Source organism: Variovorax paradoxus, assembly GCA_016806145.1.
Taxonomy (GTDB): Bacteria; Pseudomonadota; Gammaproteobacteria; order Burkholderiales; family Burkholderiaceae_C; genus Variovorax.
This window is the reverse complement of sequence record CP063167.1, coordinates 1,458,587-1,479,820: the sequence shown is the minus strand read 5'-3', so window position 1 is coordinate 1,479,820 and position 21,234 is coordinate 1,458,587. Positions and strand designations below refer to the sequence as shown.

General features: G+C 70.2%; 21 protein-coding genes and 1 pseudogene. 6 read left to right on the top strand and 16 right to left on the bottom strand.

Features of this window, described 5'->3' with window-relative positions:
* The first annotated feature begins 149 nt into the window (after window positions 1-149).
* Window positions 150-1,124 carry a tripartite tricarboxylate transporter substrate binding protein gene (locus tag INQ48_37975; GenBank protein ID QRF61190.1) on the top strand — a complete coding sequence of 325 codons (975 nt, stop codon included), beginning with the start codon at window positions 150-152 and terminating at the stop codon, window positions 1,122-1,124.
* Here the strand turns inward: INQ48_37975 and INQ48_37970 are convergent.
* Window positions 1,111-2,058 carry a LysR family transcriptional regulator gene (locus INQ48_37970; GenBank protein ID QRF61189.1) on the bottom strand — a complete coding sequence of 316 codons (948 nt, stop codon included), beginning with the start codon at window positions 2,056-2,058 and terminating at the stop codon, window positions 1,111-1,113. The two genes, INQ48_37975 and INQ48_37970, sit on opposite strands and share 14 nt — an antisense overlap.
* 12 nt (window positions 2,059-2,070) lie before the next feature.
* Complete coding sequence (locus tag INQ48_37965; protein QRF61188.1) at window positions 2,071-3,567, bottom strand: M81 family metallopeptidase; 1,497 nt, start codon at window positions 3,565-3,567, stop codon at window positions 2,071-2,073.
* Window positions 3,568-3,658: 91 nt separating this feature from the next.
* Here INQ48_37965 and INQ48_37960 point away from each other — a divergent pair, with 91 nt between their 5' ends.
* A complete protein-coding gene (locus tag INQ48_37960; protein QRF61187.1) occupies window positions 3,659-4,639 on the top strand; it encodes a LysR family transcriptional regulator in 981 nt (326 codons plus the stop codon).
* On the opposite strand, the gene INQ48_37955 is transcribed toward INQ48_37960, so the two are convergent.
* From INQ48_37955 to INQ48_37935, 5 genes are read right to left on the bottom strand one after another with little or no spacing between them, the layout of a single operon-like run.
* The gene (locus INQ48_37955) at window positions 4,636-5,118 is read right to left on the bottom strand and encodes a MarR family transcriptional regulator (protein QRF61186.1); all 483 of its coding nucleotides are present in this window, start codon (window positions 5,116-5,118) and stop codon (window positions 4,636-4,638) included. The genes INQ48_37960 and INQ48_37955 overlap by 4 nt on opposite strands.
* A 51-nt stretch (window positions 5,119-5,169) precedes the next feature.
* Entirely contained in the window at window positions 5,170-7,506 is a 2,337-nt protein-coding gene (locus INQ48_37950; protein ID QRF61185.1) for a penicillin acylase family protein, read from the bottom strand.
* Entirely contained in the window at window positions 7,503-7,895 is a 393-nt protein-coding gene (locus tag INQ48_37945) for a hypothetical protein (GenBank protein QRF61184.1), read from the bottom strand. Before INQ48_37945 ends, INQ48_37950 begins: the two co-directional genes overlap by 4 nt.
* Before the next feature lie 49 nt (window positions 7,896-7,944).
* Window positions 7,945-8,646 (bottom strand): amino acid racemase, encoded by a 702-nt coding sequence (locus tag INQ48_37940; protein ID QRF61183.1) that lies wholly within the window; start codon window positions 8,644-8,646, stop codon window positions 7,945-7,947.
* Window positions 8,647-8,659: 13 nt separating this feature from the next.
* Window positions 8,660-9,649 carry a tripartite tricarboxylate transporter substrate binding protein gene (locus INQ48_37935; GenBank protein QRF61182.1) on the bottom strand — a complete coding sequence of 330 codons (990 nt, stop codon included), beginning with the start codon at window positions 9,647-9,649 and terminating at the stop codon, window positions 8,660-8,662.
* Window positions 9,650-9,709: 60 nt separating this feature from the next.
* On the opposite strand from INQ48_37935, the gene INQ48_37930 reads away from it, so the two are divergent.
* Window positions 9,710-10,777: a helix-turn-helix transcriptional regulator gene (locus INQ48_37930; protein QRF61181.1), complete on the top strand. Its 1,068-nt coding sequence runs from the start codon at window positions 9,710-9,712 to the stop codon at window positions 10,775-10,777.
* Window positions 10,778-10,940: 163 nt separating this feature from the next.
* Here the strand turns inward: INQ48_37930 and INQ48_37925 are convergent.
* Window positions 10,941-11,222, bottom strand: a pseudogene (locus tag INQ48_37925) (hypothetical protein).
* 194 nt (window positions 11,223-11,416) lie between these two features.
* Here INQ48_37925 and INQ48_37920 point away from each other — a divergent pair.
* Both INQ48_37920 and INQ48_37915 read left to right on the top strand, forming a co-directional pair.
* Window positions 11,417-11,734, top strand: a complete 318-nt coding sequence (locus tag INQ48_37920; GenBank protein ID QRF61180.1) for a helix-turn-helix transcriptional regulator — start codon at window positions 11,417-11,419, stop codon at window positions 11,732-11,734.
* The gene (locus INQ48_37915; GenBank protein QRF61179.1) at window positions 11,731-12,957 is read left to right on the top strand and encodes a type II toxin-antitoxin system HipA family toxin; all 1,227 of its coding nucleotides are present in this window, start codon (window positions 11,731-11,733) and stop codon (window positions 12,955-12,957) included. The genes INQ48_37920 and INQ48_37915 overlap by 4 nt, the downstream gene beginning before the upstream one ends.
* Before the next feature lie 21 nt (window positions 12,958-12,978).
* Here INQ48_37915 and INQ48_37910 read toward each other — a convergent pair whose 3' ends face one another.
* The 3 genes from INQ48_37910 to INQ48_37900 all read right to left on the bottom strand — a co-directional run bounded on the left by INQ48_37910 (window position 12,979) and on the right by INQ48_37900 (window position 15,433).
* Entirely contained in the window at window positions 12,979-13,815 is an 837-nt protein-coding gene (locus tag INQ48_37910; GenBank protein ID QRF61178.1) for a glutathione S-transferase C-terminal domain-containing protein, read from the bottom strand.
* Between the two features lie 11 nt (window positions 13,816-13,826).
* On the bottom strand, window positions 13,827-14,429 hold the full coding sequence (gene wrbA, locus INQ48_37905) for an NAD(P)H:quinone oxidoreductase (protein ID QRF61177.1): 603 nt from the start codon (window positions 14,427-14,429) through the stop codon (window positions 13,827-13,829).
* Window positions 14,430-14,536: 107 nt separating this feature from the next.
* On the bottom strand, window positions 14,537-15,433 hold the full coding sequence (locus INQ48_37900; protein ID QRF61176.1) for a LysR family transcriptional regulator: 897 nt from the start codon (window positions 15,431-15,433) through the stop codon (window positions 14,537-14,539).
* Window positions 15,434-15,569: 136 nt separating this feature from the next.
* On the opposite strand from INQ48_37900, the gene INQ48_37895 reads away from it, so the two are divergent.
* A complete protein-coding gene (locus INQ48_37895) occupies window positions 15,570-16,052 on the top strand; it encodes a DUF2165 family protein (GenBank protein ID QRF63143.1) in 483 nt (160 codons plus the stop codon).
* Between the two features lie 15 nt (window positions 16,053-16,067).
* On the opposite strand, the gene INQ48_37890 is transcribed toward INQ48_37895, so the two are convergent.
* From INQ48_37890 to INQ48_37870, 5 genes are all read right to left on the bottom strand, one after another.
* Complete coding sequence (locus INQ48_37890) at window positions 16,068-16,994, bottom strand: LysR family transcriptional regulator (GenBank protein QRF61175.1); 927 nt, start codon at window positions 16,992-16,994, stop codon at window positions 16,068-16,070.
* 116 nt (window positions 16,995-17,110) lie between these two features.
* Window positions 17,111-18,250 (bottom strand): ABC transporter ATP-binding protein, encoded by a 1,140-nt coding sequence (locus tag INQ48_37885; protein QRF61174.1) that lies wholly within the window; start codon window positions 18,248-18,250, stop codon window positions 17,111-17,113.
* Window positions 18,247-19,074, bottom strand: coding sequence for an ABC transporter permease (locus INQ48_37880; protein QRF61173.1), 828 nt, complete (start codon window positions 19,072-19,074; stop codon window positions 18,247-18,249). Before INQ48_37880 ends, INQ48_37885 begins: the two co-directional genes overlap by 4 nt.
* Window positions 19,071-19,997, bottom strand: coding sequence for an ABC transporter permease (locus INQ48_37875; GenBank protein ID QRF61172.1), 927 nt, complete (start codon window positions 19,995-19,997; stop codon window positions 19,071-19,073). The genes INQ48_37880 and INQ48_37875 overlap by 4 nt, the downstream gene beginning before the upstream one ends.
* Before the next feature lie 15 nt (window positions 19,998-20,012).
* The gene (locus tag INQ48_37870) at window positions 20,013-21,188 is read right to left on the bottom strand and encodes a spermidine/putrescine ABC transporter substrate-binding protein (protein ID QRF61171.1); all 1,176 of its coding nucleotides are present in this window, start codon (window positions 21,186-21,188) and stop codon (window positions 20,013-20,015) included.
* Window positions 21,189-21,234 lie beyond the last annotated feature (46 nt).

The window sequence follows — 21,234 nt, the reverse complement described above, 5'->3', positions numbered from 1 at the left end:
GACGCGCACCGCGATCCATCGGAATTCACGATGCAATCGCATCGAAGACTCGCGCGTTCGCCGCGCGAGGTCCGCTGTAAGCTGGACCTGGCCGATGGGAGAGATCCCATCGCTTCGAACAGCCATCGCGTGTCAAGGAACCCAGTGCCATGCCGTCCGTCTCCCACCGCCGCCGTTTCCTGGTCGGTCTGACTTCACTGCTCGCCGGCGCTGCCGGCAACGGCTTCGCCGCCGACGCCTCCGCGCCCCTCAAGCTGATCGTGCCCACGCCCCCCGGCTCCGCGGCCGATGCGCTGGCACGCGCGCTGTCGGTGTCATTGGGGCGCCAGAGCGGCCGTGGCGTCGTCGTCGAGAACATCGCCGGCGCGGGCTCGCTGGTCGGCACGCAGCAGCTTGCGCGCGCGCCGAAGGACGGGCTGGTGCTCGGGGTGGTCAGCTCCAACCACACGATCATTCCCGGCATCTTCAAGAACGCTCCTTTCGATGCGATCGCCGACTTCGAGCCGATCGCGATGATCGGCAGCCTGCCGATGATGCTGGTCGCCTCGAACAACGTCGGGGCATCGACGGCGGCGGAGTTGGTGAAGCTCGCGAAATCCCGCTCCACAACCCTGGCGGAGGGGCTGGTGACCGGCAGCGTGTACCAGATCGCCAGCGAGGTCTTCAAGGAACAGGCGGGCATCGCGACCAACCGCATCTTCTACAAGGGCTCGGCACAGATCACGAACGACCTGCTCGCCGGCATCCTGGACATCGCGTTCGTCTCCGCGCAGGGCGCGGCGCCGCACATCGCCGCGGGCAAGCTCAAGGCCATCGCGGTGAACACGCCCACGCGCACGGAGATCGCGCCGCAGGTGCCGACGCTCGCGGAAAGCGGGTTCCCCAAGTTCGATGTCGATGCCTGGCTCGCGATCGTCAGCCCCGCAGGCATTCCGGCGGACAGCGCGGCGGCGCGGCGCCGGGAGATCGAAGCCGCGCTGGCACAGCCCGAGATGAAGAAGGCGCTGCAGATGCAGGGGATTCAGCTGCGGCGCATGACGCCTGCGCAGATGGTCGAATTCATGAAGGCCGAGGTGGTCCGCAACGAGCAGGTGATCCAGCGCGTGGGCGTCAAGGTCGACTGAGGACGTGCACGCGCGGACTCGCGTTCGCTGCCACCGCAACAGCCTCCGGCGAGGCGGAGCGCAGCCTTCGAGACGCGCGTTCGAACACGCGCAGCACGATGGGATCGGCCTCGTCGCGGCGGCGCACGGCGTGGAGCTCCAGCGCGTGAGGCGCGGCCTCGATGTCCAGGCGCCGCAGCACGCCATGTGCCAGGTCCTCACCCACCAGATGCTCGGGCAGCATGCCGATGCCGGCGCCCGCCCGAACGATGTCGATCATCGCCTGCATGTGGTTGCAGGCATTGATGCCCGAGGGAGGCAGGCCGGCCTCGCGCAGCATGCCCGTCGTCAACAGATGGTGGTGCGAGGGACGCGGCAAGGCCCAGATCGGGCCATCGTGCAGCGACACCCGGTCGTGCCTTGCGGCGAAGTAGGTGGCGCTCGCCATCCAGGCCAGCCCGGTCCGGCCGATCGGCTGGGCGACCAGTTCCTGCGCATCGAGGGGGCCGCTGACGATGCCCATGTCGAGCACGCCATCGGCGATCTTCTGTCGCAGCGCCGTGCCGGCATCGACGATCAGGTCCCAGTTCAGATGCGGCATGTCCGAGCCGACGTCGTGCACGAAGCCGAACACGCGCGGCGCCGCGGCGATCTCGTCGAGACCGAGTCGCACGGTGCCGGTCGCGTAGGCCTCGTCGGTCACCGACAGCAGCACGCCATTCACCTGTTGCAGCAAGGGCTCGCAGCGCCGCACCAGGTCCCGGCCTCGCAGCGTCAGCAGCATGCGACGGCCTTCCTTCTGGAAGACGCGCGTCTTCAGCCGCGCTTCCAGCTCGCGCACGCGGCTCGAGATGCCCGACTGGGTGGTGTTCAGGCGTTCCGCCGCGGCCGCGAAGGAGCCGAGCCGATCGATCCAGAACAGCGTCTCGAGGTGGTGCAGGCCGAGGCGAAACATGGCCACGCTCCCTCAGGGCCGCGTGCGCGTGGCAGGGGACAGCTTCTTCCACGTCAATGCCCCGGGATCGGAGGGGAACATTCCCTTCGCGTGCGCGATCACGACATCGGTTTCGGGCTGCTCGGTCAGCGGCTCGAAGTCAGCGCGGAAGTGGTGCGAACTCTTGACGACGACGATCTTCATCGCCTCCGGCGCGATGTCGACCATGCGAAAGAGCTCGCGGTCCTGTGTGCCGATACGTCCGCTGGAGACCACGATGAGCACGCCCTCGATCTCCAGGCAGGCGGTGGGACCGAGCACGGCCTGGAACCCGGTCATCTTCGGCCCCTTGAAGGTGACCATGCCATCGGAGAGCGAACGGACCCTGAACCTGCCCTGCAACGGCGGCTCGCTCTGGCCTATGGGCGTGGCCAGCGACTCTCCGACGGCGCAGTCGATCGTCTGGCCGATGCCGGCACGGTGCGCCAAGGCTGCCGCCGCGGGGTCGTAGAGCACGCCCAGCGCCACCCGGTCCGGAAAGCGGCGACCCGCGCCGGCATCGAGCAGCGCATGCAGCATGCCGGTAGTGGACGCGGTGCCGCCGACGCCGGGGTTGTCCTGCAGGTCCGCGACCACTACGGTGCGCGAGCTCCGGTCGGCGCGCTGCAAGGCGGCGTTCACGGCCTCGTTGGCGTCCAGCGCCTTCAACCGCCACTGTCCGGGCTCGCCGACATGCGCATGGAGCAGGGCCACGGCCTCGCGCGCACGCTCGCCATGGGACCAGACGGTCGGCCCGCATTCCTCGAAGTCCGAGGCCGGGAAAGCCATGCAGAAGCTGGAGACCGTGCCCAGCCGTCGATCGATGTCCTCGAGCAGTTCATAGCAGCCTCGGGCAGGTTCGGCCGATGTGCTCTGCATGCTCACCGAGATGAGGAAGGGAAGGCGTTCGCAATGCGAAGGCTCGCGCCCGCCATGGCGCGTCAATCGAGCGAGCAGGTCCGCCGTGCGCTCGCCCGTCTTCACGTAGTCGATGTGCGGATAGGTGCGGAACGCCACCAGCGCATCGGCATGCGCGAGCATCGCGCGGGTGACGTTGGCATGCAGGTCCAGGCTCGCCACGAGCGGCACGTTCCTGCCGACGGCCTTTCGGATGCGCGCGAGCAGTTCGCCCTCGGCATCGTCGAACGACTCGCTCATGGCGGCGCCGTGCAGCTCGAGGTAGATGGCGTCGTATGCAAGCGTCTTCACGTCACGCAGGATGGTGTCGCAGATGCGCTCGAAGGCATCGTCGGTGATGTATGACGAGGGAACGGCCCCAGCCCACAGGCTCGGAACCAGCGTCCAGCCATGGCGCTTCGCGACGCTGGCGAAACCGCTGGCGGAGACGTCCACCTTCGAGATCATCGCCAGCATCGCGTCGCCGTGCGTGGGTTTCGGAAAGCTCTCGCCGCGCTCGAAGGCGGCCCAATCGGCGCGGTTCGAGGCAAAGGTGTTCGTCTCGTGCTTGAACCCGGCCACCAGTACGCGCATATCGACTCCACATCAGTTTTGTTGAGGCGATTCTTCGCGTCGAACCAGCAACCATCAATGGATTTATAGTGCTCCTGCCTCAATGAAACTAATGAGCCCGAGCACCACGCCCTCACTGTCCCCCTCGCTGCTGGCGTGGCTGCGCTGCTTCGACGCGGCCGCGCGCTGTGGCAGCTTCACCAAGGCGGCCGCGGAGCTGCACGTCTCGCAGGGCGCAGTGAGCCAGCAGGTCAAGCGACTGGAGGACCGGCTCGGACACGTGCTGCTGCTGCGCACGCCCGCGGGACTGGCGCTGACGCCGCAGGGGGAACAGCTCTACGCGGCAACGCGCGAGTCGTTCCGCAACCTGGCGAGCACCGTGCACCGGCTGCAGCTCGCGCATGTGGGCGAGCCGGTCAACATCAGTTGCTCGCCGTCGCTCGCCATGCTGTGGCTCACGCTGCGGCTGGGCAGCCTCTACCGCGCCAATCCGGACATGGCGTTCCGGGTGGTCGGAGAGTCCGACCGCGTCGATCCCTCGCGCATGTCGCGCGAAGGCATCGCCGCGGCAGTGCGGCTGGGTGCCGCGGGCAGCGAGGATGCGAAAGCGGTCGACCTGCTCGACGAATGGCTGGTGCCGGTCGCCGCGCCGAGCTTCATGCAGGCCCATCCCGAGTTGCGCAAGGCGAGCAAGCTCAAGGGCTCGCAGCTGCTGCATGCCGCGGACCCGGGGGAAGGCGGCGAGCCGACGGAGGAGTGGGCGCAGTGGCTCGGCGCCGTGGGCGTGGACCTGGCGCCCTCGGCGCTGCGGCAGGGGACGCAGTTCAACCTGTCGCTGTTGGCGGTGCAGGCGGCACTGGGAGGCCAAGGCATCGCCATGGGGCGGCTGGCGCTCGTGCTGCACTACCTCACGTCGGGACGGCTGGTGCTCGCATTCCGCCAGCGGGTGCTTTCCAACGCGACGTACCGCTTCATCGGCAGCCCTTCCCATCCCGCCACGCCGACCGTGCTGGCCTGGCTGCTCGACGAGGCGGCGCGTTTCCGCCAGCAACGCGACGCCTACTTCGAGAGCGCGGGCATCTCGGCGGCCTAGATCTGCCGCGCCAGCTCGAGCATGACCGTGCGCCAGGCCTGGCGCTCGCTCTCGCCCACCGACTTCAGCGCGCGCTCCATCGCCGCCGCCTCGTGCGCGGAGGCCTGCCGCTCGATGCGCGCACCCTCGCGCGTGAGCCGCAGCAGCTTGCTGCGATGCTCGTGCGGGCTGCGCTCGGCCAGCACCAGCCCCTGTTCCTGCAGATGCTTGAGCGGCCGGTGCATCGCCTGCTTCGACACGCCCAGCAGCGCGATCAGCTGGCCGACCGCGATGCCGTCGGTGCGCGCGATCGCATAGAGCATGCGGTGATGGACGCGCGACAGGCCATGGCCGGCCAGGAACAGGTCGGCCTTCGCGACCAGGCCGCGGAACGCGAAATGCATCAGCAGCAGCGCGCCGTCGTCGGCGCGTGCTTCCTTGAGGCCGGCTTGCGCCACCTGCAGCAGATCGAAGATGTTCTCGGGGCGGGAGGCTGCCATGGGCTGGGCGATCGGAACGAAGAGACGACGGCCCGCCAGTCTAACGACGCCTCACTCGCGCAACACCAGCCGCTCGAGCTTCGGATCGGCCGCGATCTCCGCCTCGGTGAACGGCGGCGTCACGAGCTGCTTGCGCGAGAACAGCGGCAACTGGTCGTCGTGGTGCGGCGAAGCCGGGTCGGTGGACTGGCCGGCCGCCATCATCAGCCTGGCCACCAGCCGGCCCTGGTCCCAGGTCACGAGGTGCACGTACGAGGTGCCCGCGATGATGTCGCCGAAGCCCTCGCGACCGAGCGGCGCGCCGTCGAGCGCGTTGAGCACGCCCTGCTCGCCCGAACCGCCGTGCAGCGGCACGCGGCCTTGCGGCGTGGTGCGCGCGAGCATGTCGCCCCAGCGCTCGTCCCCACGCAGGCCCAGCGCCGCGAGCGCCTGCGCCGTGTCGCGCACCGCGGCGACGATGGCCGCGCTCACGGCCGGCGCGGTGGAGACCGGGCGCACGCGGTAGGGGCGCGCACTGTCGTAGGGCTCGGCGTAGAGGCCGGGCACCGATGCAAGCCGCGGGCCCAGTTCATGGAACAGCAGCGTGCCGCGGCTGTCCACGTCGTGCCGCCGGTCCCAGGCCGAGAGGATGGCGCAGGCCGCCTGTACCTGGGCATCGCCCTTCGCGCCCGCGCAGGCCGCGAGCACCGCATCGAGCGTGGTTTCCGCCAGGTAGTTGCGGTTGTCGAACACCATGCCGAGCGCCTCGGCGCTGTCGATGCGGCCATCACGCATACCGTCCTGAATCTGGCGCTGCGACATCAGCGTGCGCAGGCCGGGCGGTGCCTTCGGGCTGCCGAGCAGCAGCGAATAGCCGTCGAGCTGCTGCCCCACCAGCGACAGGCTGTAGCTGTCGTTCGCGTTCTGCACGATGCCGCGCGTGGCGAGCGCCGGAACGCGGCTGGCGGGTGCGAGCTTCGGCCGGCCCTGCGCGTCGCGCACGGCGCAGGCGCCGCGGCGGCCATCGAGCGCGACCGGCACCGTCATGACGTCGAGCGGCGGCACGGTGGCGCAGTCGCGCAATGCGGCATCAGCGATGTCCAGCAGCGGCCCCGACTCGATGTACATCGCGCGGCCCTGGCTGTCGCCCGCGATCAGGTGCGCGGTGATGCCGCGGTTGCTGGCCACCGCCTGCTCGAAGCCGGCGATGTCGCGCGCCTTCGCGACCGCGAGCATCTGGTCGAGCGCGCGCGCGTTCGCGACGCTGGGATCGGTGATCGCATACCAGCCCGCGGCGCGGTCGCCATCGGCCGGCAGCCGGTACAGCGGCCCGAGGTGCGACACGGGCAGCTCGTGCTGCTGCGTGGCCACGCTGCCATCGGCCTGGCGCACGCGCAGCGCCACGCGCTTCGTGCCAAGGTCGCGGCGCTGGCCGTCGACCGTGTACGAGGGCTTGTCGCCGGCGCGCACGTCGAGCGCGATCAGCAGCGGATAGGTCACGGTCGACGGCGCCTCGATGCTCCACGCCAGGTGCTGCGTGAAGCCCGAGAGCGGCAGCGGCAGGCCGAGGAAATCGGCGCCCATCACGTCGATCTCGCCGGGGATGCTCAGGTGCATCTGGTGCATCAGCAGCCAGTGGCCCTGCCACAGCGTGTGCGGGTTCGCGACCATGATCGATGCGCCCGTGCCCGTGGCCTCGGAGCCGTAGGCCCAGGCATTGCTCGCCATGCGCTGCGCGGGCGGACGGTCTTCGACTGCCTTGGCGACGGCCGGCGCGCCCAGCTGGCCCCAGGTCGAGGCCGCGGCATAGGGCGCGACGGCCAGTGCCTTCCACAGCGAGTTGACCTGCATCGTGGCGCGCACCACGTCGCTGGCGCGCATCCGCGGTGGCGCCGCGCCCTGGCAGGCGGTGGCGGCGGCTTCGACGCCGATGTCGCGCAGCCGGCGGTTGAAGCCGGCCGCATAGCCCTCGGCCAGGCCACGCGCATCGGCCGAGAGATCGCGCCATGCGGCCTCGACCTCCTCGTCGGACAGTTGCATGCGATAGAACAGATCACTGTTCAGGTTCGAGGTCTGCAGGAAGGCCACCAGCGATGCCCCGTCGGGCCCGAAGCGTTCGGAACGCTCGCCACGCAAGGTGACAACGCGGTCGGCCAGCAGGCACAGGTGGTCGCGCGCCACCGCATAGCCGTAGCCATAGCCGAGGCCCGCGTAGTCGGCGGCCTTCACATGCAGCAGGCCGTACTGCGTCCAGCGAACTTCCGCGCTGTAGGTGTCCGGCGTTGCGGGCGGATTGCCGCCGACGGGGCCGGGCAGAAAACCACCGCCGCCTCCGTCGCCGCCGCACGCAGCAATCGCACCCGCGACCACGGCTGCGCACGCCAGCGCGCGCAGCAGCGGCGCCTTCATCGCGCCCCTCCGCCGGCACCGTGGCTCTTGCGCGCGATCACCTGCATCTCGACCCAGGCCTTGGGCACTGCAATGCCGGCCAGCATCGCGGTGCCGGTGGGCTTGCTCGGCAGCACTTCGGACAACGTACGCACCACCGCGCCCAGGTGCTCGGCGCCCGCGACGATCAAGGTGTAGTTGACGATCTGGTCGAGCCGTCCGCCGCAGGCCGCGAGGTAGCGCTCGATGTTGCGCATCATCAGCCGGGTCTGGTCCTCGGCGCTCTCGGCAAGCTGCTGGGTGTCGTAGTCCATGCCGATGGTGCCCGAGACGAAGATCCAGTCGTCGTCGAACATCGCGCGGCTGTAGGGTGCATTGACGAAGGGCAGCGGGAACTCGGCGGTCTGCATGCGGTGTCTCTCTTTCTGGCGATGGGATGAACGGAGGGAAGGAAAAAAATCAGGCGCGCAGCATCTCGCGCACGATGGCGCGCGCATGGATCTCGGTCGCATCGAAGATCGGTGCGCGGCAGCGCAGCCAGGGCCTGGCGTGGCTCAGTTCGGAGCAGCCCAGTACCACGCCCTCGGCGCCACGTGCCACCAGCGCGTTGCACAAGGTCGAGACCATCAAGCCCTCGTCGCGGCCGGCCTCGCCGCGTGCCAGCGGCCCGAAGATCGCTGCATCGAGGGTGCGGCGCTGGGCTGCGTCGGGCAGCACCAGTTCGAAGCCCGCGTCCTCGCCGAGCAGGCGGCCGAAGAAGGGCGCGTCGAGCGCGAAGCTGGTGGCCAGCACGCCGAGCCGGCGCAGGCCCGGCTGCTCGGCGGCGACGGCATCGCCGGTCTCGCGCGCCACGTGCACCAGCGGCACGCCGGCCGCGGCCTGCACCTCGTCGGCCGCGAAATGACCGGTGTTCGCAAGAATGGCGATCAACTCGGCGCCCGCGGCGCGCGCCTGTCGCGCGGCCGTTTCCATCTGCGCGCGCGCGTCGGCCGGCCGGCCCGCGGCCATGGCCGCATGGATGCAGGCGAAGTCCAGGCTCACGATCACGCAGCGCGCCGAGTGCAGGCCGCCGAGTTCGCGCCGCACGCCTTCGTTGAGCAGCTTGTAATAGCCGAGCGTGGAGGGCCACGCGACGCCTCCGATCAGGCCCGCGACTTTCATGATGAGAGGGCCCTCAGTCGAGCTTGAAGCCGAGCCGGCGGATCACCGGCGCATAGCGCGCCAGGTCGGCGTCGATGCGCGTCGCGAGCGCCTGCGGCCCGGTCTGGGCGGCCGGTTCGAAGCCGAACACCAGCAGCTTCTCGACCACGTCGGGCTGGTGCAGCGCCCAGTCCACGCCTTCGCTCACGCGCGCCACGATCTCGGGCGGCAGGCCCCTGGGCCCGACGATGCCGAACCAGACCGAGAAGTCCACGCCCTTGTAGCCCAGCTCCTCGAGCGTGGGCACCTCGGGCTGGCCCGAGAAGCGCCGCGCCGACGCGAAGGCCAGGATCTTCGCGCGGCCCGCCTTCGCGAACTGCACATAGGGCGCGATGCCGTCGAAGGCGGCGTCGATGTCGCCCGCGACCGTGGCCTGGGCGACCTCGGCGCTGCCCTTGTAGGGCACGCGCGTGCTCTGGATGCCGGCGCTGCGGCTGAACTCCTCGAGCGCCATCTGCGACAGGATCGCCGCCGCGCCGATGTTGACCTTGCCGGGCTCGGCCCGGGCGCGCTTCACGAGCTCGTGCACGTCGGCCACCGCGCCCGGCACGCCGGCGCGCACGATCACCGCGTTGGGCGAGGTGATCGCGAGCGCCACCGGCGCGAAGTCCTTGCGCGGGTCGTAGGGCAGGCGGTTGTAGAGCGAGGGGTTCAGCACGAAGGTCTGGTCGATCGACCACAGCAAGGTGTAGCCGTCGGGCTGCGCCTTCATCAGCTCCTGCGCGCCGATCAGCGTGTTGCCGCCGGGCTTGTTGTCGACCACGATCTGCTGGCCGAGCCGCTCCTGCAACTTCGCTGCAATGAGCCGCGCCGTCACGTCGGCGCCGCCGCCCGCCACGAAGGGCACCACCAGCCGGATCGGCCGCGCGGGCCAGGCGGCCTGGGCCGCGGACAACGCCGGCAGCACCAGCGCCAGGGAGGCCGCCGCAAGCCCCAGAAACCGGCAGACACGTCGCACATTCATACCTAAACTCCGCGCTCGATCAAAGTGTTGCAACGCTAACGCCGCAGGGCAGGGTTTTCTATGCCGATCCGCTCGCAGACTGTGCCGATCCCGTCGCTGCTTCCGGCCATGCCCCCGGGCGCGCTGCCCGAGGACGACTTCAACGCGGCCCTGATCCGGCTGCCGGTCGAGCGGCCGCTGGCGCTCGCGGGCCTGCACGACGGCGCGAGCCGCGAGGTGCGCTGGCCGCGCGACGGCGGCCGCATCCTGCGGCTGCGCACCACGCCCTGGGAAGGCGCGAGCGCGCTGTACTTCGACTTCCGCCTCAACGACGACCTGCACGTGCAACTGCCGCCCGGCGACGAGCTGCTGGTCACCTTCTTCCTGGCCGGCCACGTCACGGGCCAGATCGGCAGCGCGCAGGGCCGTGCGCTCGATTTCCGTGTCGACCGCGCGCTGCTGCGCACGCCCAACCGCGACGGCGGCTACCTGATCCACATTCCCGGCGCCTGCCGTAACAACTTCGTGCAGTTCCGGCTGCGGCGCGCGCTGCTGCCGCGCTGGCTGCAGGCGCTGGGCGTGCAACTGCCGGCGCGGCAGATGGCCGAACTCGTGGAGCGCGACGACGGCCGCGTGCTGTGCAACGCCGCGCTCACGCCGCGCGTGCGCGACTGCCTCGCGCGCATCCGCGACGAGCCCGCCGACCAGCCGGCCTTCGTGCCGCTGTTCCATGCACGCGCGACCGAGCTGCTGACCTGCGTACTGCTCGACCTGCACCAGTTGCTGCGCCCCGCGCGCTCGGGCGCCGAGGAAGGCGCCGATGACGCCGAGGCCACGGTGCGCCGGCTGCGCGCGCTGGTCGGCGAGGCGCCGGCACGCGCCTGGTCGGTCGACGAGCTCGCGCAGCGCGTCGGCCTGCGCACGGCGCGGCTCCAGGCGCAGGTGCGCGCGGCTTCGGGGCTGTCAGTGCATGGCCTGCTGGTCGACGAGCGGCTCGCGCTCGCGGCGCGGCTGCTGCGCGACACGCAGCTCGGCGTGCAGGCGGTGGCGGCCGAGGCCGGATGGGAATGCCATGGCCGCTTCACGGCCGCATTCCGGCGGCGCCATGGCATGGCGCCGCGGGACTATCGGGCGCGATACCCGCACTGAGCGCCGGCCCTGTGCCGGATGCAGCAGCGCGGTGCTGCCGTCAGATCTTGAACGAGCGAAGCGCCTTCAAGGACTGCGACTTCGACGGCAGGGCCTTCATGGCACGCGCCTTGAACGGCAGCACCTTCGAAGGCAAAGCCTGCAGCGCCTGCCAGCGCGAAGGCGGCGAGCGGCGCGCATAAACCAGCGCCGCGATCAGGCCCAGGCCCGTGAGCGCCGCACCACCCCAGGCCACGGCCGGGCTGTGCAACGCGCGGCCGAGGGCCGAGCGCTGGCGTTCGGGTTTCGCGGGCGTGCCCGAGGCGGCGCGCTCCAGCGGGGTGATGGCGCGTGCGGTGTTGGGGTTTTCCTCGCCTTCGAGAACGGCCCGGGAAATCTCCAGCGGCGTCAACTCCTCTGCGTTCGGTTCGGACAGGGACTGGGGGGTATTCGGCTGGATCGTCATTGAAAGCTCCACTTTGCTGATGTGTTGGGTACCAGCCTCTCCCACCCAGACCGCGACGGTCTAAGGCAAGCGCCCGTCATTCGCGTAGGCAAAAGCCGCATGCCGGACCCTCGCCGGCATGGTCGTTTCATCGCGAACCTAACAACCATTAAAATGGCATTTACAGCACAAAATCTTAGATAAAGTCCATAAATATGGCATTTGCTTTGGCACCCACCACCGAGGTTCTGCAGACCCTGGGACAACGCGTGCGCGCGCAGCGGCTGGCTCAGCAGGTGCCTCAACGCGAGCTGGCGCAGATGGCCGGTCTGTCCCTGGGCGCGTTGCGCAAGCTGGAGAGCAGCGGGCAGTCCTCGCTGGAGACCCTGGTCCGCGCGGTGCAGGCGCTCGGGCTGGTGAATGAGCTGGACGACCTGTTCGTGCTCAAGCGCCAATCCATCGCCCAGATGGAGCAGGCAGAGGCCGTGAGCCAACGGCAGCGGGCAACGCGTCGACGAGGCAGCAGTTCATGAAGCAACTGGCCGTCCGCTACTGCGGCTGGGGCGAGGACTGGCCGCTGGGCCGGCTGGCCGACGACGGCCACACGCTGCTGTTCGAGTACGCGCCCGAAGCCCTCGGGCAAGGGCTGGAGCTCTCGCCGCTGCACCTTGCGTTGCGGGCCACGGCCCATGGCGGCTTTCCTGCGCATCTGCACCGCCTGCCCGGTCTGATCGCCGACAGCCTGCCCGACGGCTGGGGCTTGCTGCTGATGGACCGGCTGTTCCGCCAGCAGGGCCTGCGCCATCCCGGACCGCTGGATCGCCTGGCCTTCATCGGCGATCGCGCCATGGGCGCCCTGCGCTTCGTGCCAGCCATGCATCCCGATGCCGAAGAGCCGGACTGGAATCTGCTGGCCCTGGCGAAGGAAAGCGAACGCGCCCTGGCCGGGGACGCGGGAGCCGCCTTGCGCGAACTGGCGCTGGCCGGCGGTTCGCCGCAAGGGGCGCGACCCAAGGCCCTCGTGCAGTACGACGCGGCGTCCGGCCAGGTGAGCACGCGCGGCGATGCCCCGGGGGTGCCCTGGTTGGTGAAGTTTCCTGCCCAGGGCGAGCACAAGGAGGCCTGTGCCATCGAGCAGATGTACGCACGGCTTGCTCGCGACTGCGGTCTCGACATGCCGACCAGTGCATGGTTCGACCTGTCGCCCACGCTGGCGGCCTTCGGCGTGGCGCGCTTCGATCGCGAACAGGGATTGCGCGCACCGGTGCAAAGCCTCGCGAGCCTGCTGCACGTGGACTTCCGCATCCCGGGCAGCACGGACTACACCGCCTTCCTGCGCGCCACGCGCTTCCTGACCCGCGACGAGCGCGAGGTCGAGAAGGCCTACGCGCGGGCCGTCTTCAACGTGCTGTTCCACAACCGCGACGACCATCCGAAGAATTTCGCATGGCGACTCGAACGCGATCGCCGCTGGCGACTGGCGCCGGCCTTCGATCTGAGTTTCAGCGAAGGCCCGATGGGACAGCACCACATGGACATCTGCGGTGAAGCCCGTGCCGTGGAACGGGGTCATCTGATGCGCCTGGCGTCGGAAGGTGGCGTGCCGGTGGCCGCCGCCGAGGCAACCATCGACCGGATGCTGGCGCAAGCCGCGACCTTCACGCAACGCACGGCGGATCATCCAATCCGGCGAGCGACGGTGCGGCAGATGAAGGCAACGGTCGATAGCTGCCGTGCTCGGCTCTGGCAGGGCTGATGCGGGACCGCAGGCTCGTCTTCAAGGCGGCCCATCCATCGTCCACAGCACCTCCGGCCCACGCGGCACGATCCCCGACGGATTGAGCGCCGGCAGGCTGCGGTAGTAGTGCTGCGCGATGTCCTCCAGCCGCACGGTGTCCGCCACGCCGGGCCGGCCATGCAGGCGCCGCGCGAGCGCCCAGAGCCTCGGATGCTCGAAGCCATGGCGCCAGTTGCACTTGAAGAGCGTGTGGTAGACCCGGTCGAAGCGGACCAGCGTGGTGAAGAGCTGGATGTCCACTACCGTGAGCCGGTCGCCGAACAGCCACGATGGGCCCGGCGGCAGCCGTTTCTCCAGCAACGCGAGCGCCGAGAACAACCGCTCGACGGCGCGGTCGTGCGCGTGCTGGGTGGTCGCGAAGCCGGCGTCGTAGACGCCATGGTTGATCGCCTCGGCGATGAAGCGGCTCAGCGCGCCGAGTTCGGGCTCCAGCGTTGGGGCGAAGAGGCTCGTGCCCGCGCCGCGGCCGAAGCGCCAGTCGATCCAGCGCAGGATCCGCATCGAATCGCGGCTGAGGATGCGATTCGCCCGCGCGTCGTAGAGCATCGGCACGGTGGCGCGCCCTTCGAAGCCGGGCTGTGCGCGGCCGCAGACCTCGCGCAGGGTGGCGGCGCCGGTGCAATCGTCCGGCGGATCGAGCACCCAGCCTTGCGGTCCCATCACGGGCTCGACCACGCGGACCGGCAGCCGATGGACCGCCTCCGTCAGCGCGAGCCCGATCAGCACGCGGTGCGCGAAGGGACACGCATGCGAGACGTAGAGCCGCAGCCCGTCGAGCTCGCCATGCAGCGGCAGCGCATGCGTTTCATCGACCATCGCGGCGCCGTTCAGGCGGCGAGCTTGCCGGCGATGGTGGCCACGTGCCGCCCCTGGAAGCGCGCGCCGTCGAGTTCCAGCGCCGATGGCCGCCGCGCGTCGTCGCTGCCCGAGAGCGTCGACGCGCCATAGGGCGAACCGCCCGCGACCTCGTCCATGCGGTTCAGTCCCGCGAAGCTGTACGGCAGCCCGACGACCACCATGCCCAGGTGCAGCAGCACCGTGTGGAAGCCGAGGATCGTCGACTCCTGGCCGCCGTGCTGCGAGCCGGTCGAGACGAACACGCCGGCGGCCTTGCCCACCAGCCGGTTCTCGGACCACAGGCCGCCGGTCTGGTCGATGAAGTTCTTCATCTGCGCGGCCATCGCGCCGTAGCGCGTGGGCGTGCCGAAGAGGATGGCGTCGTAGCCGGGCAGCTCGTCCACCGTCGCGATGGGCACGGCGGGGTCGCGACGGTAGCCCGCGGCCCGCGCGACCTCGTCCGGCACGAGTTCGGGAACGCGCTTGACGTGCACCTCGGCGCCGGCCGCGCGCGCGCCCTCGGCCACGGCGTCGGCCATCGCCTCGACGTGGCCGTAGGAGGAGTAGTAGAGAACCAGGATCTTCGCGGGCATCGCAGCAGCCTTCGTGAGTGGAGTGAAGGCCGCGAAGTTAGCGACAGGACCGCGACGCGGGTAGCCCGGCACGGCACACAACCGTGTTGCTCGCGGCACAACGGCAATCAGAAACCCATGCGCTGGAAATGAGCCCCGAGGTGCTCGACGACCGCGCGGGCGCGGCCCGGCAGCCGCGCGCTCGAATGGAACAGCGCGAACAGTCCGGCCTCGGGCATGCGGAATTCCTCGAGCACGCGCACGAGCCGGCCCGCCTGCACATCGCCTTGCGTGATGAAGGCCGGCAGCCCGACCAGGCCGCGGCCCGCGAGCGCCGCCGCGCGCAACGCGCCGCCATCGTTGGTGCGCAGCCGGCCGCCCGCGCGCACGGCCTTCCATTCGCCGTCGACCAGGAAGCGCCATTGATCGGCCGCGCCCATGTTGGCGTAGGCCAGGCACTCGTGCGCCTCGAGGTCGGAAGGCATCGACGGACGTCCACGCCGCGCGAGGTAGTCGGGGCTGCACACCACCGCGCGGTGGATGGTGCCGAGCCGGCGCGAGACCAGGGTCGAGTCCTTGAGCTCGCCGATGCGCAGCGCCAGGTCGAAGCCGCCGCCGACGATGTCGGCATAGCGGTCGCTGAGCTCGATGTCGATCTCCAGCCCCTCGTGCTGCGCCATCAGCTCGGCGATGGCCGGCAACACGTGCAGCACGCCGAGGTTGGTGGGCGCGGTGATGCGCACCAGCCCGCGCACGGCGGCCGCGCCGCGCGAACTCGCATCGACCGCATCGTCGAGGTCCTCGAGCGCCTTGCGCGCGCGCTCCTGGAAGCCCGTGCCCAGCTCCGTGAGCGTCACGGCATGCGTGGTGCGATGCACCAGCTGCACGCCGAGCCGCCGCTCGAGCGCGCCGACGCGGCGGCTCAGCACCGACTTCGACAGTCCGAGCCGCTGCGCGGCCTTGGTGAAGCTTCCCGTTTCGGCAACGAGCAGGAAGGCTTCGAGTTCTTCCAGAGGGGGACGCATGGAGTGACCTGGGTGGGCTGTTGCGCGGCCAGCAACATCGTGTTGGCGCGGGCGCGCCGCCTTCGCGACGGTGCGGCTTCTACATTCTCGCCATCCCTTTCAAGGAGTGCATGTGGATCCAGAAATCTCGGTGTGGATGTTCCAGTTCGCGGTCGCGGCCGGCCTGGCGGCGTGGATGAGCGTCGCGGTCCTCAACAACCTGCAGGCCTTCCAGGCCTCGGCCGGCGCCATCGGTCTCACGATGGGCATGGTGCTGCTGCGCGAGCCGCCGTTCGACACGCTGCCGCTGCGGCGGCGCGCGATCGCATCGTCGGCCGTGCACCGGCTCGCGCTGCTCGGCGTGATCGCACTGCAGGCGGCGAGCGCGCTGGCATTGCTGGCGGGCACGCTGCTGATCGCCTGCGAGCCGCTGCGCTTCGCTTCGGCCTCCGCCCTCGCCTGCCTCAACCTCGGGCTCGGCGCCTTCGTGCTGTGCTGGGCGGCGATGTGCGTCGCGGGGCTGTGGTTCGGGGCCTGGATCCGGCAGGAAGGGCTGTTGCTCACGCAGCTGCTGCTCGGCTGCTGGGGCCTGCTGGGCTTCGCCGTGCTCAACCTGCCATCGGCACTGGCGCGCGCCTGATGGAGCCCGCGCGCTTCACTCGGCAACCGGCATCAACCCCGCCAGCCACCCCTCCACCCGCCGCAGCGTCTCGATCTTCGGGTTGTCGGCGCGCGAAACGCACTGGTACTGCAACCCATCGAGCGATTCGGCGCAGACCCGCAGCAGCCGGCCCGCGGCCTCGTCCCGGCTCACCAGCAGGTTGCTGACCAGCGCCACGCCCGCGCCGTCGATCGCGGCCTGCAGGGCATGGCTCTCCTCGCTGAACAGCACGCATCGGCCCTCGTCGAAACCGGCCACGGCCGCATGCTGCATCCAGCGCGGCCAGGTCGGGCCGCGCAGCGCGGGGTTCTTCCACGCATAGCTCAGCAGGCGCTCGTTCGACAGCTGCGCCGCCGCGATCGGCAGCGCGCGGCCGGCCACCCAGGCCGGCGAGGCACAGGCGAAGTAGCGGTCGGTGTACAGCGGCACGGCGCGCAGGCCGGGCGCGAGCGCGGGGCTCGCGGCATCGGCCGGCGGTCCGTAACGCACGGCCAGGTCGACCTCGCCGCGCGCGACGTCGGCCAGACGCTCGGTGGCATCCACGGTCAGCTGGATCTCGGGATGCGCGTCGTGCAGCCCGGCCAGCGACGGGATCAGGATCTTCGAGGCGAAGGCGGGCGTGACGCTGACCGAGATCGAATGGCTGACCTCGCTGAGTTCGCCGACCGCCTGCGCGAGCCGGTCGAAGCCGTCGCGCAGCACCGGGAACAGGCGCCGGCCGGGCTCGGTGAGGCTGATGGCGCGCGGCGTGCGGTCGAACAGCCGCATGCCGACCAGGCTCTCGAGGTGCCGAATCTGGTGGCTGATGGCGGTCGAGGTCACGCACAGCTCCTCGGCCGCGGCCTTGAAGCTCAGGTGGCGCGCGGCCGCCTCGAAGGCGCGCAGCGCATTGAGCGGTGGGAGCTTGCCGCGGGTGGCCATGGTGCCGTTGGGACTGGATGAGAAGAAAACCGAGGCCGGGGCGGCGCCGATGCGGGCCCATCGTATCGGCGGCGAGCCCGCGGCGCATCCGGTGCGTCCCGCAGGCGCGCCCTCGCTCAGTGGGCCGCGTGCGGCCGCTGCACCAGGTGGCAGTCCTCGGGATGCCACGAGGCGTAGAACTGGCGCCCCACGTCGAGCTCGATCTCCTCCAGGTCCTTGGCGTTGAGCTGCACCACGATCTGCTTGCCGCCCGAGGTCTCGAGGTGGCCGTTGACCGTCGAGCCGATGAACTCCTCGCCCACCAGGGTGCAGGCAACCTCGTTGGTGGCCCAGCCCGGTTGCGCGGTCAGCGAGATGCGGTCGGCGCGCACCACCAGGTCGATCGCCGCGCCGGCCGCGAGCGCCGCGCCGCCCTGCGCGCCCGCCTCCGCGGTGAAGCGGCCCTCGGGCGTGCGCAGCTCGAGCCGCGAGCCGTCGCGCGCGACGACGTCGGCCTGGAAGATGTTGTTGCCGCCGAGGAACTCGGCCACGAAGCGCGAGGCCGGCCGGTGGAACACCTCCATCGGCGCGCCGCACTGCGCCACCTCGCCGTTGGCCATGATCACCACGCGGTCGGCCATGGCGAAGGCCTCCGAATGGCTGTGCGTGACGTAGACGAAGGCGATGCCCAGCTCGCGCTGCAGCCGGGTCAGCTCGCCCTGCATCTTCAGCGACAGGTGATGGTCGAGCGCGCTCAGCGGCTCGTCGAGCAGCAGCAGCGGCGGCTCGGTCACCAGCGAGCGCGCGAGCGCGACGCGCTGGCGCTGGCGCTGGCCGCCTGAGAGTTCGTCGACGCGGCGCTGCGCGAAGTCGGCCAGGCCCAGGCGCGCGAGCCAGTCGGTGGCGCGCCGGCGGCGCTCGGCGCGGCCCACCTTGCGCATGCGCAGGCCGAACTCCACGTTCTCGATCACGCTGAGGAACGGGAACAGCGCGAGGCTCTGCCACACCATCGGCGTGTCGCGCTGCCAGGGCGCGAGGTCGCGCACCTCCTCGCCGTTGAGCCGGATCGAGCCGCTGCTCGGGTTCTCGAGGCCCGCGAGCATGCGCAGCGTGGTGGTCTTGCCGCAGCCGCTCGGGCCCATGATCGCGACGAACTCGCCGCGCGCGATCTCGAGGTCGACGCCGCTCACGGCCATCACGCCGCCATAGGACTTGGAAACGCCGCTCAGTTGCACCAGCGGTGCACGGCCGGATTCGGGGACGGGGGAGGAAGTCATGGCGTGGTGCCCTCTTTGCGTGGACGCGATGGAATGCGCTGCGATATGCGCTGGTTCAGCAGCACCTGGGCGATGCCCACGAGGCTGATGCTGACGATGAAGACCAGGGTGCCGATGGCGTTGATGCGCGGGCTCACCTGACCCTGGAGGAAGCCGAGCACGCGCACCGGCAGCGTCTCCTCGAGCCCGCCCACGAACCAGGCGATGGCGAACTCGTCGAAGGACACGGCCATGGTGAGCAGCCAGGCACCGAGCATGGCCGGCGCGGCGAAGCGCAGCACCACGTGCCACAGCGCGCGGCCCGGGCCGGCGCCGAGGTTCCAGGCCGCGGCCTCGAGCGAGGCATCGATCTGCGACAGCCGCAGCCGGATCAGCGCCACCGCGAACGGCGTGCAGATCACGACATGCGCGATCACGATCGAGAAGCGGCCGCCGGCCAGTCCGATGCGCGAGAGGTAGGCCAGCATCGCGAGCCCGAGGATGATCGCGGGAACGGTCGGCGGCAGCAGCCCGAGTGCCAGGTACAGCCGCTGGCCGAAGAAGCGGTAGCGGTAGTCGGTATAGGCCGCGGCGAAGCCGATCAGCGTGGCCAGCGTCGCCGAGGCCAGGCTCACGACGATGCTGTTGACCAGCGCCTCGCGCACCAGCTCGTCGCCGAACACGGCCTCATACCACTCGAGCGTGAACGATCCCAGCGGCAGGGTCGGGAAGCGGTCGGAGTTGAACGAGAACACGAAGCTGGCGCCGATGGGCGCGAACAGGAACGCGAGCACCGCCACCACGTAGGCCGCGAGCAGCGGCCGCACACAGCGCGCGGCGCTCATTTGCGCCCCCTGTAGGCGTACGAGGTCATCGCCAGCGCCACCGCCATCAGCGTGGCGATCATCAGCACGGCCAGCACCGCGGCGCGCGGCCACTGCTGGCCGGCCTTGGTGGTGTCGATGATCAGCAGGCTCATGGTGGGCGCGGTGCCGCCACCGAGGTACAGCGGCGAGACGAAATCGCCGAAGGCGAAGATGAAGCAGAACAGCGCCGCCACCACCAGGCCCACGCGCGCGGCCGGGATCACGACCTGGAACACGCTGCGCAATGGCGCGCAGCCGAGATTGCGCGCGGCCTCGATCTGGCTGCGGTCGACCAGCAGCAGGCTCATGGTCTGGATCAGCACCACCAGCGGCAGCGTGAGCGTGAGGTAGCCGATCTGCGTGCCCAGCGCGGTGTTGAGCATGCGCGCCGGACCGAGCCCCAGCGCGCCGAGCAGCGCGTTGATCACGCCCTCGTCGCTCAGGAAGATCTGCCAGGCATAGACGCGCACCAGGTAGCTGGTGAAGAACGGGATCACCAGCAGGAACATGCACAGCCGCCGCCGGCGTTCCGAAAGCTGGAAGGCGATCGCGAACGAGGCCGGGAACGCGATCAGCGACGCCAGCACGGTGGCGAGCAGCGCGTAGCCGAAGGTGCGCACATAGGTCTGCCACACGTGCGGCTGGCCCAGCATGCGCTCCCAGTTGATCCACGCGAAGGCAGGCTCGATGCGGAAGTCGCGCACCGTCCAGAAGCTCAGCACCAGCAGGAACAGCAGCGGGCCGAGGAAGAAGGCCAGCTGCCACGCGGGCAGCGGCAGCGCATGCAGCAGCGCGAAGCGGCGCCGGCGCGCGCGCTCGTGCCGGGCGGCCTTCGCCCGGTCGGTGGCGACCGGGGTCGTCGCCGGCAACGGCGGGCCCGCCGTGGAAGTGAGGGTGTTCATGGCGTGCTCCCCGGCTCAGGCGTTCTTGTAGCGCGACCAGAAATCGCTCCAGTCCTCGAGCGACTGGCGTACCGGCAGCGCGCGGTTGGTGATGCGGCCTTCGCGGATGTCGTCCATCGCGTTGCGCTTGCCGGGCTCCATGCGCGAGCGCTTCGCCTCCTGCGGCTGCTGCTGCGCGAGCAGTTCCCAGCCCTTGCGGTTGGGCACCAGCGCGGGATAGGCCTGCATGGTGGCCGAGCGCACCTGCCCGGGCGGCGAGGCCATGTACTGGATGAAGGCGCGGGCCAGCTCGGCCTTCCTCGAGCCCTTGCCGATCGAGAACGACTCGGTCCACTGCAGCCCGCCTTCGTCGGGCAGCACGGTGCGCACGGTGGCGCCGTTCTTCTCGAGCACGCCGGTGATCCAGTCGCCGATGCCGGCCATCAGCACCATCTGGCCGTTGCGCAGCGAGGCGAAAGTGCCGCCGTAGTCGAAGAAGCCGCCGACATTGCGGCGCATGCCCATCATCTGCTGCTGCACGCGGCCCCAGGCGGCGGCATCGATGTCGAAGGGCTTGCGCTGGCCGTCGAGCAGGCTGGCCTGGCCGATGCTCGGCAGGTGCCAGTCGAAATGGCCGACCCGGCCCTTGTACTTGGGGTCGGCATAGACCTTGTAGCTGCGCGCCTCCTTCTCGCTCACGGTCGTGGTGTTGTAGGCCACGCCGAGGAAGCCGAAGCGGATCATCACCGCGTAGAGCTTGTCGCCGTCCCAGTGGCCGGGGAAGCGATGGAACTCGGGAAAGAAGTCGTCGAACGGATAGTCGGCCGGCTGCAGCCGCTCGACATGGCCCGCGCGCACCAGCTGCTGCACGTACTCGGCGTCGGCCTGGATCAGGTCGTAGGTGCCGGGCGGCGACTGCGAGATCAGCGCGAGCATGTTGTCGCCGCCCACGTAGTACTTGGGGCGGATCTTCACGTTGTGCTGCGCCTCGAACTCGGCCACCACGTCCTTCTCGGCATGGCCGTACCACGCGAGCATGGTGAGTTCGGTCGGCTTGGCCTGCGCGAAGGCACGCTGCGCGAGGCCGGGCAATGCCAGTGCGGCACCGGCCGCGGCCGCGCCGCGGATCAGCCGACGCCGCGCGGTTTGCACGGCGCTCGCGTCGTCGGGCGAAGCCGGTGCGTCGGACACGGCGAAAGGAGGATTCTTCATGGACTTGTCTCCGGGGGTTCGGTTCGTCGAAGGCCGCGATGGATGC

Bases quoted from the DNA above. Each gene is read 5' to 3' on its own strand.
- INQ48_37900 (QRF61176.1), bottom strand. From the start codon at position 15,433: ATGCGTCCCCCTCTGGAAGAACTCGAAGCCTTCCTGCTCGTTGCCGAA.
- INQ48_37960 (QRF61187.1), top strand. From the start codon at position 3,659: ATGAGCCCGAGCACCACGCCCTCACTGTCCCCCTCGCTGCTGGCGTGG.
- INQ48_37890 (QRF61175.1), bottom strand. From the start codon at position 16,994: ATGGCCACCCGCGGCAAGCTCCCACCGCTCAATGCGCTGCGCGCCTTC.
- INQ48_37920 (QRF61180.1), top strand. From the start codon at position 11,417: ATGGCATTTGCTTTGGCACCCACCACCGAGGTTCTGCAGACCCTGGGA.
- INQ48_37895 (QRF63143.1), top strand. From the start codon at position 15,570: ATGTTCCAGTTCGCGGTCGCGGCCGGCCTGGCGGCGTGGATGAGCGTC.
- INQ48_37910 (QRF61178.1), bottom strand. From the start codon at position 13,815: ATGGTCGATGAAACGCATGCGCTGCCGCTGCATGGCGAGCTCGACGGG.
- wrbA (QRF61177.1), bottom strand. From the start codon at position 14,429: ATGCCCGCGAAGATCCTGGTTCTCTACTACTCCTCCTACGGCCACGTC.
- INQ48_37975 (QRF61190.1), top strand. From the start codon at position 150: ATGCCGTCCGTCTCCCACCGCCGCCGTTTCCTGGTCGGTCTGACTTCA.
- INQ48_37880 (QRF61173.1), bottom strand. From the start codon at position 19,074: ATGAGCGCCGCGCGCTGTGTGCGGCCGCTGCTCGCGGCCTACGTGGTG.
- INQ48_37885 (QRF61174.1), bottom strand. From the start codon at position 18,250: ATGACTTCCTCCCCCGTCCCCGAATCCGGCCGTGCACCGCTGGTGCAA.
- INQ48_37955 (QRF61186.1), bottom strand. From the start codon at position 5,118: ATGGCAGCCTCCCGCCCCGAGAACATCTTCGATCTGCTGCAGGTGGCG.
- INQ48_37875 (QRF61172.1), bottom strand. From the start codon at position 19,997: ATGAACACCCTCACTTCCACGGCGGGCCCGCCGTTGCCGGCGACGACC.
- INQ48_37950 (QRF61185.1), bottom strand. From the start codon at position 7,506: ATGAAGGCGCCGCTGCTGCGCGCGCTGGCGTGCGCAGCCGTGGTCGCG.
- INQ48_37870 (QRF61171.1), bottom strand. From the start codon at position 21,188: ATGAAGAATCCTCCTTTCGCCGTGTCCGACGCACCGGCTTCGCCCGAC.
- INQ48_37945 (QRF61184.1), bottom strand. From the start codon at position 7,895: ATGCAGACCGCCGAGTTCCCGCTGCCCTTCGTCAATGCACCCTACAGC.
- INQ48_37940 (QRF61183.1), bottom strand. From the start codon at position 8,646: ATGAAAGTCGCGGGCCTGATCGGAGGCGTCGCGTGGCCCTCCACGCTC.
- INQ48_37965 (QRF61188.1), bottom strand. From the start codon at position 3,567: ATGCGCGTACTGGTGGCCGGGTTCAAGCACGAGACGAACACCTTTGCC.
- INQ48_37930 (QRF61181.1), top strand. From the start codon at position 9,710: ATGCCGATCCGCTCGCAGACTGTGCCGATCCCGTCGCTGCTTCCGGCC.
- INQ48_37970 (QRF61189.1), bottom strand. From the start codon at position 2,058: ATGTTTCGCCTCGGCCTGCACCACCTCGAGACGCTGTTCTGGATCGAT.
- INQ48_37935 (QRF61182.1), bottom strand. From the start codon at position 9,649: ATGAATGTGCGACGTGTCTGCCGGTTTCTGGGGCTTGCGGCGGCCTCC.
- INQ48_37915 (QRF61179.1), top strand. From the start codon at position 11,731: ATGAAGCAACTGGCCGTCCGCTACTGCGGCTGGGGCGAGGACTGGCCG.